13 protein-coding genes are annotated in these 18,095 nt (G+C 69.2%); 8 read left to right on the top strand and 5 right to left on the bottom strand.

The window, feature by feature from the left end; translation table 11 throughout:
* Positions 1–36 precede the first annotated feature (36 nt).
* Positions 37–651 carry a DinB family protein gene (locus OG407_RS46820; protein WP_405867212.1) on the top strand — a complete coding sequence of 205 codons (615 nt, stop codon included), beginning with the start codon at positions 37–39 and terminating at the stop codon, positions 649–651.
* A 3-nt stretch (positions 652–654) separates the two neighbouring features.
* On the opposite strand, the gene OG407_RS46825 is transcribed toward OG407_RS46820, so the two are convergent.
* The 3 genes from OG407_RS46825 to OG407_RS46835 all read right to left on the bottom strand — a co-directional run bounded on the left by OG407_RS46825 (position 655) and on the right by OG407_RS46835 (position 4,265).
* Complete coding sequence (locus OG407_RS46825; RefSeq protein WP_405867214.1) at positions 655–2,136, bottom strand: UxaA family hydrolase; 1,482 nt, start codon at positions 2,134–2,136, stop codon at positions 655–657.
* A gap of 203 nt (positions 2,137–2,339) precedes the next feature.
* Positions 2,340–3,218, bottom strand: a complete 879-nt coding sequence (locus OG407_RS46830) for an SMP-30/gluconolactonase/LRE family protein (protein WP_405867216.1) — start codon at positions 3,216–3,218, stop codon at positions 2,340–2,342.
* 114 nt (positions 3,219–3,332) lie between these two features.
* Positions 3,333–4,265, bottom strand: a complete 933-nt coding sequence (locus tag OG407_RS46835; protein ID WP_329347991.1) for a LysR family transcriptional regulator — start codon at positions 4,263–4,265, stop codon at positions 3,333–3,335.
* 137 nt (positions 4,266–4,402) lie between these two features.
* Between OG407_RS46835 and OG407_RS46840 the strand changes: the two genes are divergently transcribed.
* Both OG407_RS46840 and OG407_RS46845 read left to right on the top strand, forming a co-directional pair.
* Positions 4,403–5,605 carry a mandelate racemase/muconate lactonizing enzyme family protein gene (locus OG407_RS46840; protein WP_329347990.1) on the top strand — a complete coding sequence of 401 codons (1,203 nt, stop codon included), beginning with the start codon at positions 4,403–4,405 and terminating at the stop codon, positions 5,603–5,605.
* Between the two features lie 33 nt (positions 5,606–5,638).
* The gene (locus OG407_RS46845) at positions 5,639–6,397 is read left to right on the top strand and encodes an SDR family oxidoreductase (protein ID WP_329347989.1); all 759 of its coding nucleotides are present in this window, start codon (positions 5,639–5,641) and stop codon (positions 6,395–6,397) included.
* A gap of 20 nt (positions 6,398–6,417) precedes the next feature.
* Here OG407_RS46845 and OG407_RS46850 read toward each other — a convergent pair whose 3' ends face one another.
* Both OG407_RS46850 and OG407_RS46855 read right to left on the bottom strand, forming a co-directional pair.
* Positions 6,418–8,763 carry a glycosyl hydrolase family 95 catalytic domain-containing protein gene (locus OG407_RS46850; protein WP_405867219.1) on the bottom strand — a complete coding sequence of 782 codons (2,346 nt, stop codon included), beginning with the start codon at positions 8,761–8,763 and terminating at the stop codon, positions 6,418–6,420.
* 52 nt (positions 8,764–8,815) lie between these two features.
* Positions 8,816–9,967, bottom strand: a complete 1,152-nt coding sequence (locus tag OG407_RS46855) for an ROK family protein (protein WP_405867221.1) — start codon at positions 9,965–9,967, stop codon at positions 8,816–8,818.
* Positions 9,968–10,336: 369 nt separating this feature from the next.
* On the opposite strand from OG407_RS46855, the gene OG407_RS46860 reads away from it, so the two are divergent.
* The 5 genes from OG407_RS46860 (at position 10,337) to OG407_RS46880 (ending at position 18,089) form a co-directional block, all read left to right on the top strand.
* On the top strand, positions 10,337–12,415 hold the full coding sequence (locus tag OG407_RS46860; RefSeq protein ID WP_405867223.1) for a fibronectin type III domain-containing protein: 2,079 nt from the start codon (positions 10,337–10,339) through the stop codon (positions 12,413–12,415).
* Positions 12,416–12,477: 62 nt separating this feature from the next.
* On the top strand, positions 12,478–13,491 hold the full coding sequence (locus tag OG407_RS46865) for a sugar ABC transporter permease (RefSeq protein WP_329347985.1): 1,014 nt from the start codon (positions 12,478–12,480) through the stop codon (positions 13,489–13,491).
* Positions 13,492–13,505: 14 nt separating this feature from the next.
* Positions 13,506–14,444 (top strand): carbohydrate ABC transporter permease, encoded by a 939-nt coding sequence (locus tag OG407_RS46870; RefSeq protein ID WP_329347984.1) that lies wholly within the window; start codon positions 13,506–13,508, stop codon positions 14,442–14,444.
* A gap of 34 nt (positions 14,445–14,478) precedes the next feature.
* A complete protein-coding gene (locus OG407_RS46875) occupies positions 14,479–15,828 on the top strand; it encodes an ABC transporter substrate-binding protein (RefSeq protein ID WP_405867226.1) in 1,350 nt (449 codons plus the stop codon).
* A 77-nt stretch (positions 15,829–15,905) separates the two neighbouring features.
* Positions 15,906–18,089 (top strand): alpha-galactosidase, encoded by a 2,184-nt coding sequence (locus OG407_RS46880; protein WP_405867228.1) that lies wholly within the window; start codon positions 15,906–15,908, stop codon positions 18,087–18,089.
* Positions 18,090–18,095: the final 6 nt, after the last annotated feature.

The following is an 18,095-nucleotide window of genomic DNA, read 5'->3' on the forward strand; positions in this document are numbered from 1 at the left end:
TATCGAAACCCGACCGGCTCGCCACAGGAGTGCCCCGTGATCCCACCCCGTCTGGTACCTCTTCTGGAACAGTTCGACTTCGCGTGCGAACGTCTCTCCAGCCGGATGACAGGACCCGTCATGGACAGCGGCGACGGGACGGACACCCGGGTCGGGCCCATGACCGACGCGGAGTACCTCTGGGAGCCGGTGCCGGACTGCTGGTCGGTGCGACGGCGGACGGACGGGCCCGGAGCGCGGGCAACTGCCCTGACGGGACAGGGTGATTGGGGGCGCGACGCCGCCGCCTATCCGCACCCGTGGCCGCCGCCCTTCACCACCATCGCCTGGCGGCTGAGCCACCTCACCGAGCTGCTGACCCTCCGTGCCGACCACACGGCCGGAAGCCGTACGTTGACCCGCGACGACTTCTCCGTCAGCGGCGACGCCGTCGGTGCGATCGATGCCTTCGACGCGGGTGCGGGTGCCTGGCGGGAGGCGCTGGTGAATGCCGGCGAGGCCGCGCTCGACACCGTGGGGTACTGCACCTATCCGCACGGCAGCGACGCGGAGGAGCCGTTCATCGACATCGTGTGGTGGGTCAACCAGGAAGTGCTGCACCACGGAGCCGAGATCGCGATGCTGCGTGACCTGTACCGAGAGCGTGGTTGACCTTTACAGGACCGCTCCCATGCGCCAGGGGACGATCTCCTCCGTCCCGAACCCGAGCGCCTCGGACTTGCTCCCCGCACCGGAGGCCATGTCCACGAGTGCCTCGAACAGGGCTGTGCCGTATGTGAGTTGATCGGCGTGGCTCATCGCGGGCCCGGCGTCGAAGTCGATGTCGCCGCGCATCCGTTCGTAGAGCCCGCTGGTGGTGCTGATCTTCAGGCAGGGGGCGGGACGGGAGCCGAAGAGTGAGCCGCGGCCGGTCGTGAAGGCGAGCAGGTTCGCGCCGCCGGCGACCATGCCGGTGGCCGACACCGGGTCGTAGCCGGGGGTGTCCATGAAGGTGAGGCCCGGCGCGGTGACCGGCTCCGCGTAGTCGATGACGTCGTTCAGCGGACTGGTCCCGGACTTGAGTACGGCGCCGAGGGACTTCTCCCAGATGGTCGTGATGCCTCCGGCCCGGTTTCCGCGCGACGGGTTGTTGTCGAGGGTCGCGCCGTTGGCGGCCGTGTACTCCTGCCACCAGGCGATGAGTTGGTCGATGCGGGCCGCCGCCTCCGGGGTTGCTGCCCTGTCCCGCAGGAGGTGGTGGGCGCCGTAGATCTCCGGGGTCTCGCCGAGTACGACCTTGCCGTCGGCCGCGACGAGCAGGTCCGCCGCCACACCTAGCGTGGGGTTGGCGGTCAGGCCGGAGTAGGCGTCGCTGCCGCCGCATTGGAGGCCGAGAGTGAGTTCGGCGAGCGGGATCGGGACGCGGTGCGTCTGGGTGATGCGGGACACGAGGTCCGCGATGCGGTCCAGTGCGGTGTTCAACGTGGCTGCCGTGCCGCCGAGTTGCTGGATGGTGAGCATCTCCGTGCTCGTGCTGTCGCTCACGCCGACGATGTTCTCCGGCTGGTTCACCTCGCAGCCGAGGCTGATCAGGAGGGCGCCCGCGACGTTGGCGTGGCCGAGGTAACCGCGGAGCGTGCGCCGCAGGATCGCGTCCCCGGGAGTGCCCTCCGCCATTCCGCAGCCGAGGTCGTGCGGGAGCGCGATGACGCCGTCGAGGCCCGGTGTTCCCTTGTGCAGGGCGTCGGCGCGCAGGGCGATCATGCGGGCCACCGTGGCGGAGCAGTTCACGGTCGGGAGGACGACGATGTAGTTCCGGGTGGCCGCGCGTCCGTCGGCCCTGCGGTAGCCGAGGAAGTGGTCGCGGGCGCGGGAGCCGGCGGTCGGTCGCGTGCGCGTCGGTGACGTACTCGTAGTCGGCGCCTCCCAGCGGCCGACTCCCAGGTTGTGCACGTGGACGTGGCCACCCGCCGGGATGTCGGCCAGGGCCACGCCGATGACCTCGCCGTACTTGCGGACCGGGGCGCCCTTCGGGATGGCGTGCAGCGCGACCTTGTGCCCGGCGGGGATGTCCTCGGCGGACGGCGTCGTGCCGTCGGCGAGTTCGAGGAGCGTTCCGCGTGGCGCATCCCCGAGAAGCAGCCCTATGTCGTCCACGCCGGGACGAGGCACCAGCGGCCTGACGGTTGCCGCCGGTCCTGGACCCGGTCCCGGTCCCTCTGCGTCACGACGTTCATGGTTCACGTGATCGACCGTAGGACGCCAACACCCCACAGGGGAAAGACGGTTATCGATGGTCCGTCATCCGGAATACGAATGCGCGCTGCCCCGAGGGGAGGTGGGCCGGAAGGGCGGTTGGGTCAGGCGCGGAACGGCCGGACGGGAACCCCCTCCGTCCCGGTCTCGACGACGAACACGGAGCCGGAGAGCGGGGAGTTGGTCAACTCCTCGGCGGAGAGGCCGTTCCGGGCGGAGGTGATGAACAGGCGGCCGTCCGCGCCGAAGGCACAACTCGTCGGCTGGAGCACGGGCACCGGTACGAGCCCGACGACGCGGCCCGTCGGGTCGTAGCGCCGTACTTCGCGTCCGCCGTGCATGGCCACCCAGAAGCAGCCCTCGACGTCGACCGCGAGGCCGTCCGGTACGCCGACTCCCTCGGTCTTGGTCAGCACCTCCAGGCGGCCGAGTTCTCCCGGCTCGGCGTGGAAGTCCGCGCGGTACAGGAGGTTGGCGTAGCTGTCGGCGAGGTACATGACGGTGTCCTCGGCGTTCCAGCCGAGCCCGTTCGGCAGGACGAGTCCGTCCGCGACGACGACGCTCGGGCCGTCGCCGTCCCACCGGTGCAGCCGGCCCTGGCCCGGTGCGAACTCCATGTCGTTGCTGCCTGCCCAGAACCTGCCGCGGGAGTCCACCTTGCCGTCGTTCATGCGCAGGTTCGGCTCGGGGAGGACCGCGTCGACCAGGGTCAGCCCGTCGGCGGTGACGTAGCCGAAGCCGTCCGCCACCGCGACGGCGAAACCGTCGTCCGTCGCACGCGGTGCTACCGCGCCGATCATCGTGCCGACGTCCGTGACGGTCTGTCGACCGGCGGACAGGCTGTCTTGAAAAATCTTGCGGCCGTAGATGTCGACCCAGAGGAGATGCCCGGTACGAGGATCGAACACCGGCCCCTCACCCACGTCCGACGTGTCATTGCGGACCGCCACATCGAGATTCGTGTACGTGCGGACATCGGCCATCGTGACTCCATTCGCTCTGCCTCTCGTTCCCTCAACCTCGCCCCGGGCGCACGCGATCGTCAACGCCGACCAACGGATGAGCGACATTCGTTCCGCGAATGGATCCGGGTCGCTTCACACCGGTGGAACGGCGGTCGTGCCTTCAGGCCTCGGCGTTCTTATCACCGCTCGGATGAATGCTTGTGCGGCGGCGCCCAGTGGTCGTTCCGAGTGCCACCAGATTCCCACGTCCCGATAGCGGTTGAGACGCTGAATGGGGCGCATCTCCATTCCCTCGCGCAGGATCATCACCGCGCCCAGATAGTTGATGATGCCGATTCCGTGTCCGGCGCGGACCATCGCACCGAGCGTGGTCGGCTGATGGGAGACGGTTCCGGAGGGTGCGACCAGATCCTTGATGCTCAATTCGACCTCGGCCTCGTATCCGACGACCGTATTCGCGAGGGGATCGCCGATCGTGATGACGCGTTGGTCCGCGAAGTCCGCGAGTTCGATCCCGCTCTTCTTGAGCAGCGGATGACCGGTCGGGGCGAGCATGACGAAGGGTTCCCGCCACAGCGGACGCATGGTGAACCCGTGGTCGTGCGGCTCGGGCCGGACCGGGCGCAGGGCCACCGAGACCCGCCGCTCGGACAGCGCCGCCTCGATGAAGCCCGCGTCCCCGTCCAGGACCGCCACCCGGATCCGCGGATACTCCTTCTGGAGTGCCGTGATGACCGCCGGGAGGAATTCCGAACTCCCGCTGGCGAAACTCGCGACCGTGACCGTTCCGGAGATATCACCTCGGTCGGTCTGGCGCGCGGTGACCAATTCGTCGGCGGCGGCGAGAACCGACCGTGCCCGGGCGAGCAGAGCACGTCCGTCGTCGGTGAGGGTGAGCGGTCGGATACGGCGTTCGATGAGCAGACAGCCGAGTTCGCGTTCCAGATTCGCGATGTGTGCCGAGACACGCGGTTGCGACAGATGCAGCTTTTCGGCCGCTCTGGTGAAACCGCCGGTATCCACGACCTCGACCCAGGTACGCAACCAGGCCAGTTCGAGCGTCATTGACCGAACCTCCTCTCCTCGCGGCCGGACCACCATCGGCGGGGAATTCCCGCTGACAGCCTGTCATCTGCGCGGCAGATCATGTGTATTCGTATTTCGCTGTTGACGAGTTCCGGCGGCCATGGCCGACTGGGACAATGACCGATCAGACTTCTTTCGGCACCGCCCGCGGGCTGCTGTCCGCGCACGGAGCGGACCTCCTGCGCGGCGACGACGGTGCCGTGATCACCTCCGTGGAGACCTACGCCCTCGCCGTGCCCCTGAAGCGGCCCATCGCCGACTCCACGGCCGCCATGGCGCACTGGACGGTGCCCGTGGTCGAGATCCGCACCGCCGACGGCCTGGTCGGGACGGGGATCTCCGGCGTGCACTGCGCTCCCGAACTCCTCTCCGACGTCATCCTCTCCTACTATGCCGACGCCCTCCTGGACACCTCGTCGGAGGACATCCTGGGCACCTGGAAGCGCCTGTACTGGCTGCCCACGCACTGGATCGGCCGGGCCGGAGTCGTCCACATGGCGCTCGCCATGGTCGACATCGCCCTCTGGGACCTCGCCGCCCAGCGGGCCGGAATGCCCCTGTGGCGCCTCCTCGGCGGCACCCAGGAGAGCGTCGAGGCGTACAACACCGACGGCGGCTGGCTCAACCTCACCGACTCCGAACTGGTCCGGGATCTCACCTCGTTGGTCGACCACGGCTGGTCCCGGGTGAAGATCAAGGTGGGGCGCTCCGACTGGCGCGAGGACGCCCGCCGCGTCCGCGCGGTCCGGCGGGCGCTCGGCGACGACGTGACCCTGATGTGCGACGCCAACCAACGCTGGGACCTGTCCACGGCCAACCAGATCATGCCGGTCCTGGAGGAAGCCGCGATGGACTGGGTCGAGGAGCCGTTCCACGCCGACGACCTCCAGGCCCACGCCCGCCTCCAGGCGTCGACCCGGCTGGACGTGGCGGCCGGTGAAAGCATCTACTCCTACCACCAGTTCGCCTCCTTCATGGCCGCCGACGCCATCCGCGTCGTCCAGGCCGACGTCACCCGGGTCGGCGGCGTCACCGAGTTCCTGCAGATCGCCGCGCACGCGGCGGCACGGGGCCTGCGGTTCGCGCCGCACGCCGGCGACATGATGCAGGTGCACCAGCACCTCGTCGGCACCGTCCTCTCGGAGGTGCCGCCACTCGTCGAGTTCATCCCCTGGACGCAGGAGGCCTTCGTCGAGCGCAGTGTCGTACGCGAGGGACTCATGGAGCGTCCGCACGGTCCCGGCGCCTCGACCGCGATCGACCCGGCCGCGCGGATGCGATGGCAACTCCCCGGAGTGGGCTCGACCAAAACCCTCTGAGACCCCGGACCACCCACCGACGGAAGGACCGAGATGACCGAGTCGCTCCAGCGGCACACCGAGGAGCGCGTGGCCGTCGTCACCGGCGCGGGCCAGGGCATCGGGCGCGCCATCGCCGTGGCCCTCGCCGCCCGAGGCGTACGGGTCGTCGTCACCGACCGCAACACCGAGACCGGCACAGCCGTCGCCAAGGAGGTCGGCGGCGACTTCCTGCCCCTGGACGTCTCCGACCCCCGGGCCGTGGCGGGCGTCGCTGGTGAGGTCGTACGACGCTTCGACCGCGTCGACGTCCTGGTCAACAACGCCGGCATCGCCCACGAGGACGACGCCCTCGACGTGACGGACGAGATCTGGCACCGCGTCCTCGACGTCGACCTGACCGGCACTTTTGTGGCCTGCCGCGAGTTCGGCCACCACTTCGTGCGCCAGGGGTCCGGTTCGATCGTGAACATCTCCTCCATCGCCGCCTTCATCGGCTCCAACCCCGAGTACCACGTCGCCTACGACGTCGCGAAAGCCGGTGTCTCCCAGCTCGCGCGGTCCCTCGCGGTCGAGTGGGCGCAGTACGGAGTGCGGGTCAACGCCGTCGCGCCGGGCCGGACCCGCACCCCCATCCTCGACACGGTCGGGATGGACGACCCCCAGCGGATGACGCAGTGGATCGGCCAGATTCCGATGGGCCGCCTGCTGGAGGCCGAGGAGATCGCGGTCGCCGTCACGTTCGTGGCCCTCGACGCGACCGCCATGACCGGGCAGACCCTCCTCGTCGACGGCGGCCAGATCGCCCAGTGACGCGGTCACCACGTCTGCCCTCAGCCGACACCGAGGGCAAGCGTCTCTCCCTCGGCGAGCCGGACTTCGAGGAGATCGGCGCCGTAGCGCACGCGTACGTCCGCAGCCCGTGACGCCCGGAGCGAGGCGATCGCCAACTGCCCGTCGCGCCACCGGATGTCGACGGTGAGACCGCCCCGGGCGCGTAGTCCGCGGACGCTGCCGTCGGGCCAGTCGGCGGGCAGCGCGGGCAGGAGTTCCACGCCCCGGCCGTCGGACTGGAGCAGCATCTCGGCCACCCCCGCCGTGCCGCCGGAGTTGCCGTCGAAGGAGTAGATGTTCTGCGCCGCGCCCGCCACCCCGCCGGCGGAGAACGACATCAGGTTCGCCTCGCTGGCGTCCGCGATGAGGCTGGTGAGGTGCCTGAGGGCCGTGTCGCCGTTGAGGAGACGGGCGTAGTAGACGGTGAAGTTGGCCTCGACCCACTCGGTCTGCTCCCAGCCCGGGGCCCGTTGTCTGCGCTCGATGGTGACCTCGGCGGCGCGGGCGAGGTCCGGTGTGTCGCGCGGGGTGATCTGGCGCTCCGGGAACAGCGCGCTGAGATGCGAGGTGTGCCGGTGGCTCGGCTCGGCCTCCTCGTGGTCGTGCAGCCACTCCTGCACCTGCCCGTGCCGCCCGATCCGCAACGGTGGCAGCCGGCGGCGCGCGGCGGCGATCCTGGTCCTCAACTCGGCGTCGACACCGAGCAGTTCGGCACTCTCCGCGCAGATCCGCAGCACGGCCTCCATGAACACCCGGTCCGCGGTGGCCCCCATGGACACCGAGCACCGGCTGCCGTCGGGCGCGAGATACCAGTTCTCCGGCGACTCCGACGGCCCCGTGACGAGCAGGCCCTGCGCCGGCTCCTCGACCGCGTAGCCGAGGAGGAACTCGGCGGCCCCGCGCAGGACCGGATACGCGCGTTCCCGGAGGAATGCCTCGTCACGGCCGTACTCGAAGTGCTCCCACAGCTGGAGCGCGAGCCAGGCTCCGCCGGTCACGTTCATGCCCCAGCCGATGCCGGAACCGGGTGCCGAGTACCCCCACGCGTTGGTCACCGTGTGCGCGACCCAGCCCGGCGCGCTGTACAACTCCTCGGCGGTCGCCCGGCCTTGGTCCGCCAGACGCTCCAACAGCCCGAACAGCGGCTCGTGGCACTCGGCCAGATTCGTCGACTCGGCGGCCCAGTAGTTCTGTTGGGTGTTGATGTCCAGGTGGAAGTCGTTCGTCCAGGGTGCGCTGCTTGCCAGGCCGTCGTTCCACAGACCCTGCAAGGCAAGCGGCAGAGGGGAGTTGGCGCGGGAACCGGCCATCGTCAGGTACCGGCCGAACTGGAAGTAGAGCGCTATGAGTTCGTCGTCGGCCTTCCCGGAGGCGAGCCGTTCGCGACGGGCATCGGTGGGCAGAGCGGCGAGTTCGGGCGGAGCCGAACCGAGATCCAGGGAGACCCGTCGCATCAGCGCCCGATGGTCCGCGATGTGCGCCTCCCGAACCGACCCGTAACCGGCCTCCAGGCCTGCGGACAGCAGCGATTCCGTGCGCGCTCGGGGGTCGGCTCCTGCCCAGTCGGTTCCTACGGCGATATAGAGGACCGCGCTGTCGGCGCCTTCCAGGCGGAGCGTGTCTCCCGCGTGGTGCGCGGTGCCGCCCTCGGTTTCGAGGTGGGCGCGGATCTCCAGGGCGACACCCTGCTGTCCGTCGCTGTGCAGGCTCTCGTAGGCGTGGCCGTTGAAGGTGACGGACGAGTCGGTGGCGGTTGTGTTGCCTGGGAGTACGCCGTCCCGGATCGAGAGGCCGAAGGTGAGCGACCCGGGACGGTCCGCGGTGAGCCGGATCGCGATCAGTCCATGCGGGTTGGTGGCGAACACCTCGCGGGTGAAGCGGACTTGGTCCTGTACGTAGGTGACGGTGACGAGGCCTGTGTCCAGGTCAAGCGTCCGCCGGTAGTCCTGGGCCGGAACGCCTTCAGGGAAGGTGAGTTGTACCTCGGGCAGGGGCAGGTTGGTCCCGAACGACGGTGCTCTGCCCGGGAGATGCTCGGCGGCGAGCCGTTGCGCCTCGGCGTGGTTTCCGGCGAAGAGGAGTTCGCGGATGCGCGGGACCTGTTGCCGGGCGGTCGGGTTCAGGTCTGTTGTGGCGGGGCCGCCCGACCACGCGGTCGACTCGGAGAGCTGGATCCGCTCCCGGTCGGTGCTGCCGTAGACCATGCCGCCCAGACGGCCGTTGCCGATGGGGAGGGCTTCGAACCAGCGGGTGGCGGGGCGGTCGTAGCGGAGTGTTCCGGGCGGGACGCGAACATCGCGGAGGCTCTGGGCACGGACGTTCTGGTCGGGGAGCGCTTTCAGCATGGCGGGTGCTTTCGGGACGGTGTGACAGAGGGCAACTCGCGGTGGGCGTCGGCTACTTGGCGGGGGCGAAGACGTGTTGCGCGGCGACGGCGGCGCCGCCGCGGGCCCACTCCTCGAAGGGGAGGGGTCTGACGACGAGGTCGCAGTCGGCCGCGGCGCCGAAGGCCCGGGCGGCGAAGGTGGAGCGGATCTGGTCCTCGTAGAGGTCGTAAGTGGCCACGCCCTCACCGGAGATGATGATGCGTTCCGGGCCGATGAGGTTGGCCACGGACGCGAGGGCCAGGCCCAGGGCATGGCCTGCCCGGGCGAAGACCGTGCGAACATCGGCGTTGCCTGCATGGGCTAGGCGGACCGCGCCGTCCATCGTCAGGGTCGGGTCGCCCGTCGCCTGGCGGGCCTGATCCGTGATCGCCTGAGTGGAGGCGACGGCCTCGACGCAACCGGTGTTGCCGCAGGTGCACACCCGGTCGGTGCCGCCCACGGGAAGGTGGCCGACCTCCCCCGAGACACCGTGCGCCCCGGAGACGACCCGGCCGCCGATGGAGATGCCGCAGCCGATGCCCGCGCCGACGGTGACCAGGGCGAAGGACGACAGCCCGACCCCGACGCCGAACCACTGTTCCGCGACGGTCAGGGCGCGGACGTCGTTCTCGATGACGGTCGGCAAGTCCGTTGCGGACTCGACGAGTTGGGCCAGGGGCACGCGGCGCCAGTTCAGGAAGGGGGAGTACTGGACGGTTCCGGTGTGGCCGTCGACGTCCCCGGAGATCGTGACGCCGATGCCGTGGAGCGCGCCCGGTGTGCGCGGTGCCGCCTTCGCGTTCAACTGGTCGACGAGCCGGGCGACGGCCAGGACGACCGTACCGACGTCCCGCGAGCCGAGGACGGCCCGCGCGGAGGCCAGGGGTCTTGCGGTCAAGTCGGTGAGCGTGCCGATGAGTTCGTCACCGGTGATCTTCACGCCCACGAAGCGGGCGCGCTCGCCCCGGACCGCGATGAGGGTGGCCGGCCGGCCCTGGGTGCGCTCGGTCGAGCGGCCCAGCTCGTTGATCCAGCCGTCGGTCAGCAGGGGAGTGGCGACCTTCGTGACCGCGCCGGGCGACAGACCGGTACGGCGCCCGATCTCGGCGCGGGTGAGCGGGCCGTGGGCGAGGAGGGTCTGGAACAGCAGAGCGGCCGCAGGTGGCTGATCGGCGAGCGTCATGCGGCGACCATACATTTCCATTGGAAAAGAAGATAGAAGAAGGAACGCGTTGATCGGCGTCCTTCTTCCGCGCTCATCGCCTGATTCCGGCTTCATTCTTTCCACGAATACCGATGATTCGCGCGGCCCAATATGTTGACGCTGGAAGAAAAGCCTGGCTACATTCGCGGCACCTCAGGACAGGTGGATGGGACGTCCACCGACGCAGGTGGCGGCCGGTTTCCTCCCCGACCGGCCGTCGTCGTACGGCTACGAGGGCGGAACCGAACGCCCACTCACCCATTCCCCATGCGGCTGACCGTGCAGGGGCACTTTCCGGAGCTTCCCAGGGCCCCGCCGTGCCTTTTCGCGCCGAGATGGAGTAAACACATGGCTCGTCCAGCAGGACCCGCGGTATTCGTACGACACAGACTTCGTGCGGGTGGTGGGCGGCTGCGTCACCTGCCCGTCCTGGCCGCCGCCGCGCTCGTGGTATCGCTCGCGGCACCGGTCGCGGAGGCCTCCCCGACCCCGTCCAGCCCTGGCGGGCAGCAGGCCCTCCTGGCCGCCAAGCCGTATATGGGCTGGAGCAGTTGGAGCCTGGAGGCCACCAGCTACCCCGGCTACGGCGGGGTGAACTGGCTCACCGAGGCACACGTCAAGCAGCAGGCCGACGTGGTCGCCTCGAAGCTCAAGTCCCATGGCTACGAGTACATCAACGTGGACGCCGGCTGGTCGAAGGGCTTCGACGCGTACGCCCGGCCGACGGCGAACCCCACCACCTTCCCGCACGGCATGAAGTCCCTGGGCGACTACCTCCACCACAAGGGTCTCAAATTCGGGCTGTACCTGGCCGTCGGCCTCGACCCCGCCGCGTACGGCGACGGGACCACGGCGATCCACAACGCCCCCGGCTGCACGACCTCGGACATCGTCTATCCCGACCTGCGCAAGACCAACGGGTGGAACTCCGCGTACAAGATGGACTTCGCCAACCCCTGTGCGCAGAAGTACATCGACTCCGTCGCCGACCAACTCGCGGGCTGGGGCGTGGACTTCCTGAAGGTCGACGGCGTGGGCCCGGGCTCGTGGCAGGGAGACGCGGACCACGACAACACCCCGGACGTGAAGGCGTGGCACACCGCGCTCCAACAGACCGGCCGTCCCGTCCAGTTGACGCTGTCCTGGTCGCTGAGCCACACCCAGGCGGCGACCTGGAAGGCCGACTCCAACGGCTGGCGGATCGACACCGACGTCGAGTGCTACTGCGACACGCTGGTGACGTGGGACAACTCCCTGAAGGTGCGCTGGAACGACGTCGTGCAGTGGATCGACGACGCCGGACCTGGGCACTGGAACAACCTCGACTCCCTGAACGTAGGAGTCGGCGCGATGGACGGCCTCACCGAGGCCGAGCGGGAGAGCTACACAACCCTGTGGGCCATCGAGTCGGCACCCCTGTACTCGGGTGACGACCTCACCAAACTCGACGCGTACGGGCTGAAGTTGCTCACCAACGACGAGGTCATCGCCGTGGACCAGGCCGGTCATCCGGCACGGCCCGTCAGCCAGACCACGAACCAGCAGACCTGGTACGCCCGTAATCCCGACGGCAGTTACACCGTCGCGCTGTTCAACCTGGGCTCCAAGGCCGCCGATGTCACCGCGGACCTCGCCGACCTGGGCATCAGCGGCACGGCCTCGGTCCGTGACCTGTGGCAGCACAACAACCTCGGCCGCGTCTCCGGGCACCTCACGGAGAACCTGCCGGCGCACGGCTCGCGGCTCTTCACCTTCACGCCGAGCCGACAGGGCGCCGACCCCGGTACCCCGCTGGGCGTCCACGGCACCGCCGCCACCGCGACGAGCGTCTCGCTGGCCTGGGACAAGGTGGACACCGGCGCCTCACCCGGCACCCGCTACACCGTCTACGCCGACGGCCGGCCGGTGACCACCAGCACCGGCACCACGGCCACCGTGACGGGTCTGAGCGCCGCGAATGCCCACACCTTCACCGTCGTCGCCCGCGATGCCAAGGGCCGAACATCGGGACCCAGTAAGGCAGTTGGGGTCACCACCCCCGCGTCCGGCGGACCCACCGCCTACGAGGCCGAGGCACCCGCAAACACCCTCACCGGCAACGCCACCGTCGCGGGCTGCGACGGCTGCTCCGGGGGACAGAAGATCGGCAACCTCGGCGGCGGTGAGGTGGCCGTCAACCACGTCAGCGCCCCGAAGGACGGCACGTACCTGCTGAAGCTCGACTACGTGGACGGCGACTCAAGTCGCGTCATCGACCTGTCCGTTGGCGACACCACGCTCCAGATCCCGGTGCCCGGCACCAACGACAACAACTGGGGCGCCCCGCAGTCGCTCACCGTCCCGGTGCCGCTGAAGGCCGGGGACAACACGCTCCGCTTCGGCAACGCCACCGACTACGCACCCGACATCGACAAGATCACCGTCTGATCCACGAGTTCGTACGCACGCATTCGTACCGCACGCATTCGTACCGCACAAAGGAGGGTGCTGTGGTGGTCACATCACAGGGCAACCACGCGACGCCGGTGAAACCGCGGTCCGGTGAGCCGGGCGCGGTGGCCACCACGGCCGCCTCACCGGGCAAGGGCCCGACCAGGAAGGCACGGCGCGCCACCGCCACGAGGTCGGCGGCGGCGCGACGCCGGGACCTGCCGGTCGCCCTGCTGCTCATCCTGCCCGCCGTCGTCGGCTTCGCGGTCTTCTACGCCTATCCGACCCTGCGCGGCGTCTACCTCAGCTTCACCGACTTCCACGTCCTGAGTCCGCCGAACTGGGTGGGACTGGCCAACTTCCGGGAGCTGTTCGGGGACGACGTCTTCTGGCACTCGCTCCTCGTCACCGTCTACTTCGTCCTGCTGTCCGTCGTCCTCGGCACGGCGATCTCGCTCGTGACCGCGGTCGTGCTGCACCGGGTGACCCGGTCGTCGGTCCTGCGCGGGGTGATCCTGCTGCCGTTCCTGATCTCCAACGTCATCGCCGCCCTGGTGTGGCAGTGGATGCTCGACCCGACCCTCGGCATCGTCAACATCGCCCTGAAACACCTGACCGGCCACTCCATCCTGTTCTTCGGCAGCGGGGGATGGGCGATCCCCTCCCTCGCCGCGATCAGCGTGTGGAAGTGGATGGGCTACTACGCCCTGCTGATCTTCGCCGGACTGCAGACCATCCCGGCCACCATCTACGAGGCCGGCCGCGTCGACGGCGCGAGCGAGGCGCAGATGTTCCGCCGGCTCACGGTGCCGCTGCTGCGCCCGATCCTCGTCATGGTGGTCGTCCTGACGGTGATCAACTCCTTCCAGGTGTTCGACATCGTGCAGGTCACCACCGAAGGCGGCCCGGCCAACGCCTCGAACGTGCTGCAGATGTACATCTACCGCAAGGCCTTCCGCCAGTTCGACTTCGGCTACGCCGCCACCATGTCGCTGGCCCTGTTCGCCCTGCTCATCACGGTCACCTTCACCCAGCTGCGGCTCGCCCGCGCCAACGAATCCGACCTGAACTGAAGGAGGCCGCCCTCATGGCTGTCACCATCGCACCCGGCCCGGCGGCCGTACCGCGCCGCCCGACCCGGAACACCGCCCGCGGGTTCTCACCCGGCAGGGCCGTCGCCTGGACCTACCTCGGCGTCATCGTCCTCGTCACCCTCTTCCCGTTCTACTGGATCCTGCGCACCGCGCTCTCGAACAACTACCAACTCGCGACCAACCCCTCCTCGCCCCTGCCGGTGGGCTTCACCTGGGGCGCCTTCGAACGCGTCCTCGGCATCGCCTCCACCGCCGAGGCACAGGCCCAGGGCGGCTCCGGCGCCACCCTCGACATCGCGATCTACCTGCGCAACTCGCTGATCTACGCCTCCGTCCAGACGGCGCTCATCGTGTTGCTCTCGGCAGCCGCCGCCTACGCGTTCTCCCGGCTGCACTGGCGTGGCCGCGACCTGGTGTTCAACATCCTGATCAGCGCCCTGATGGTGCCCAGCGTGTTCACGCTGCTGCCCAACTTCGTCCTGGCCAAGGATCTCGGGCTCATCAACACCTTCGCGGGACTCATCCTCCCCGGCGGGCTGTTCCAGGCCTTCGCGCTCTTCTTCCTGCGGCAGTTCATGCTCAGCCTGAGCAATGAGGTCGAGGAAGCCGCCATCATCGACGGCGCCGGCCCGCTGCGGATCTTCTTCCGGATCATCCTGCCCATGACGTCCGCGCCGATCGCCACCGTGTCGCTGCTGATGTTCGTCAACGCCTGGAACGACTACTTCTGGCCGCTGCTGATCGCCGACGACCAGAGCGTCCAGCCCCTCACCCTCGCCCTCGGCGTCTTCAAACAGTCCTCGCCCCAAGCCGCCCCCGACTGGGCCGGGTTGATGGCCGCCGCCCTCATCGCGGCGCTGCCGATGCTGCTGCTCTTCCTCGCCTTCGGCAAACGCATCGTCAACTCCATCGGCTTCTCCGGCCTCAAGTGACCAGTGCCTCAAGTGACCAGTGAAAGAAGGAACCATGAGAGTTCGCAAGGCCGTGGCACTCGGAGCCGCGCTCACTCTGACGGCCCTCGTGTCCGCCTGCTCCGCCAACTCCGGTAGCAGTTCCGGCTCTTCGACCCTGAACTGGTGGACCTGGGACGACAAGCAGGCCGCCGCGTACAAGGTCTGCGCCACGGACTTCGAGAAGGCCAACCCGGGCGTCACGGTGAAGATCACCCAGTACAACGTCGTGGACTACTTCACCAAGCTCACCGCCGGCTTCGTGGCCGGCAAGGCTCCCGACGCGTTCCAGAACAGCGTCCAGTTCTTCCCGCAGTACGCCGACCAGCACCAACTCCTGCCGCTGGACGACTACATCAAGAAGGACAAGTTCGACCTGTCGCGGTTCTCCGTCGGCGTCGACTCGTGGAAGTACACCGACGGCCACCAGTACGGCCTGCCCCTGGACTGGGCCGCCACCGGTCTCTACTACAACACCGACATGCTCACCAAGGCCGGCTACTCCACCAAGGACGTCCAGAGCCTGAACTGGAACCCCGACAACGGCGGCACGATCGGCAAGATGATCGCCCACCTGACCCTCGACACCAAGGGCCGACGCGGTGACCAGCCGGGCTTCGACAAGGCGAACATCAAGACCTACGGCTTCGGGCAACTGGCCGCCAAGGACTTCCTGGGCCAGTCCACCTGGAGCTCCTTCGTCTCCACGACAGGCTGGCGGCTCGGCAACAAGGCCAACTGGCCCACCCAGTTGAACTACAACGACCCACGCCTGGTGAAGACCATGGACTGGATCCGCACCCTGGTGGCGAAGGGCTACGCCCCCAAGATCGGCACGTTCACCAACACGGTGTCCGACGTCGACCTGCTCTCCTCGGGCAAGGTCGCGATGGAGACGGGCGGATCGTGGTCGGCGTCCACCTTCGCCAAGATCCCCACCGCCAAGGTCGGCATCGCCCCCACGGTCCTGGGCCCCGACAACAAGACCCGAGCCGTCTTCAGCAACTCCAACGGCAACACCATCTGGGCCGGTACCAAGGACCCCGACCTGGCCTGGGAGTGGGTCTCCTACATGGGCTCCGAGGCCTGCCAGACCAAGGCGTCGGCGACCGGCACCTTCTTCCCGTCCATCCCCGCCTCGATGGACGCCTCCGCCAAGGCCCTCAAGGCACAGGGCGTCGATCTCTCGGTCTTCACCGACATGCTCAAGAACAAGGAGCTCTACCCGTCACCGGACTTCCGCAACGGCGCGGCCCTGCAGGACGCGATCGAGCCGCTGATCGAGGGCTACTTCGGCGGACAGAAGAGCGACAGCGTCTTCGCCGACATGCAGGCCAAGACCAAGACCATCCTCACCCAGAAGTAACAGCCGCCCCCTCGGCGCCCCGCGGCCGGACGCGTCCCCTACGGCGCGTCCCGCCGCCCTCCCCGAAAAGAGACTGCATGCCCACAACGCCCTCGCGCATCGTCAGCCTGCGCGCGGCCGGCACCTGCCTCGCCGTGGAACTCACCGAACCGGTGCCCCGAGTCCTGCACTGGGGAGCCGACCTGGGCGACCTCACCCCCGACGACCTGACCGCCCTGAGCCTGACCGCCGAACCCGCGATCCTGAACAACGCCCCCGACATCCCGCGCCGCTTCACCGTCTGGCCCACCGAGGCCGACGGCTGGTCCGGCACCCCGGCCCACCACGGCCACCGGGCAGGCACCGCCACCGCACCCCGCCCGACCCTCACCAGCGCCACCCACCGCACGGACCCCGACGGCGGCGGCGTACTCGAACTGCACCTCACCGACGAGGCGTCCGCCCTGGACATCACCCTCACCTACACCCTGGACCCGCACGGCATCCTCACCGCCGACGCCGTCATCTCCCGCGCGGGCAGCGCCGATTCGACGCCCTACGACCTCGCCGGCGCCCTCACCCTGCTGCCTCTCCCGCGCCGGGCCACCGAGATCCTGGACTTCACCGGAAAGTGGAGCCGGGAACGCTCCCCGCAACGCCACCCGCTGCACCACGGCGCCCATGTGCGCGACGTACGGCGCGGAAAACCCGGCGTCGACTCGCCACACCTCCTCACGGCGGGCGTACCCGGATTCGGATTCGGCACCGGTGAGGTGTGGGCCGTCCATGTGGCGTGGAGCGGCGACCAGCGCTACCTCGTCGAGCGACTCCCGGAAGGAGCAGGCGTTCACGCCTCCGCGCTCGGCGGTGGCGAACTCCTCCGCGCGGGCGAGATCCGCCTGGCACCCGGCGACACCTACCGCACTCCCCGCTGCCACTTCGCCTGGTCGCCGAACGGCCTGGACGGCATCGCCGACCGCTTCCACCGCCACCTGCGCGCACGCCCCCGACACTCGCGCGGCCCCCGCCCCCTCGTCCTCAACAGCTGGGAAGGCGTCTACTTCGACCACGACCTCGACCGCTTGCGAGCCCTGGCGGAGCGGGCCGCCGCAGTGGGGGTCGAGCGGTTCGTCCTCGACGACGGCTGGTTCAACGGGCGCCGCGCCGACACGGCGGGGCTCGGCGACTGGCTCGCCGACCCGACCGTCTGGCCCGACGGGCTCAGCCCGCTCGCCGACCATGTCCGGTCGCTGGGCATGGACTTCGGCCTCTGGGTGGAGCCCGAGATGGTCAACCTCGACTCCCACCTGGCCCGCACCCACCCCGACTGGATCCTCGGTCCCGCCGCGGGCCTCGGCCCGACCGCCCGCCATCAGCACGTCCTGGACCTCTCCCGCCCCGAGGTCTTCGACTACCTGCTGAAGTCACTGGACGCGCTCGTCGGAAGCTACGGCATCGCCTACCTCAAGTGGGACCACAACCGCGAACTCCTCGAAGCCGTGCGCGCGTTGGGCGACCGGCCCGCAGGCCATGCCCAAGTCGAGGCGCTGTACCGGCTGTTGGACGCGGTCAAGCAACGGCACCCGGGCCTGGAGATCGAGAGCTGCGCGAGCGGCGGCGGCCGGATCGACCTGGGCGTACTCGACCGCACCGACCGGGTGTGGCCCTCGGACTGCAACGACCCCGTGGAACGCCAGTCGATCCAGGGCTGGACCGTCCAACTCCTCCCACCCGAACTCGTCGGCACCCATGTGGGCGCCGCGCGCAGCCACACCACCGGACGCGTCACCTCGGACACGTTCCGCCTGATCACCGCGCTCTTCGGACACGCGGGCATCGAGCAGGATCTCGCCGAGTGCTCGGAGGAGGAGCTGACCAGGCTGACCGCCTGGACCGCCCTCTACCGCGAACTGCGCCCGCTGCTGCACAGCGGTCGTACGGTCCGCGCCGACCTGGAGGACGAGGCCCGCATCCTGCACGGAGTCGTGGCCCAGGACGGCTCAAGGGCGCTGTACTCCTGGGCGAGGGTGGCCACTTCGCCCGAGGGGCAGTCCGGCCGTACGCGTTTTCCCGGCCTGAGGTCCGACGCCCGCTACCAACTCCGGGTGCGCGGCGAACTCGGACTGCCCTCTTTCCACCAGATCGCGTCGCCTCCGTGGTTGACGGTCGCGCAGGAGGACTGGCTGACCCTGCCCGGCTCGGTGCTGGCCACAGCAGGCCTGCCCATGCCCACCCTCAACCCCGAGCAGGCACTCCTCGTCGAGGTCCGCCGCCAGGACTGAAGTCGC

It is taken from the genome of Streptomyces sp. NBC_01515 (assembly GCF_045040345.1).
Taxonomy (GTDB): domain Bacteria; phylum Actinomycetota; class Actinomycetes; order Streptomycetales; family Streptomycetaceae; genus Streptomyces.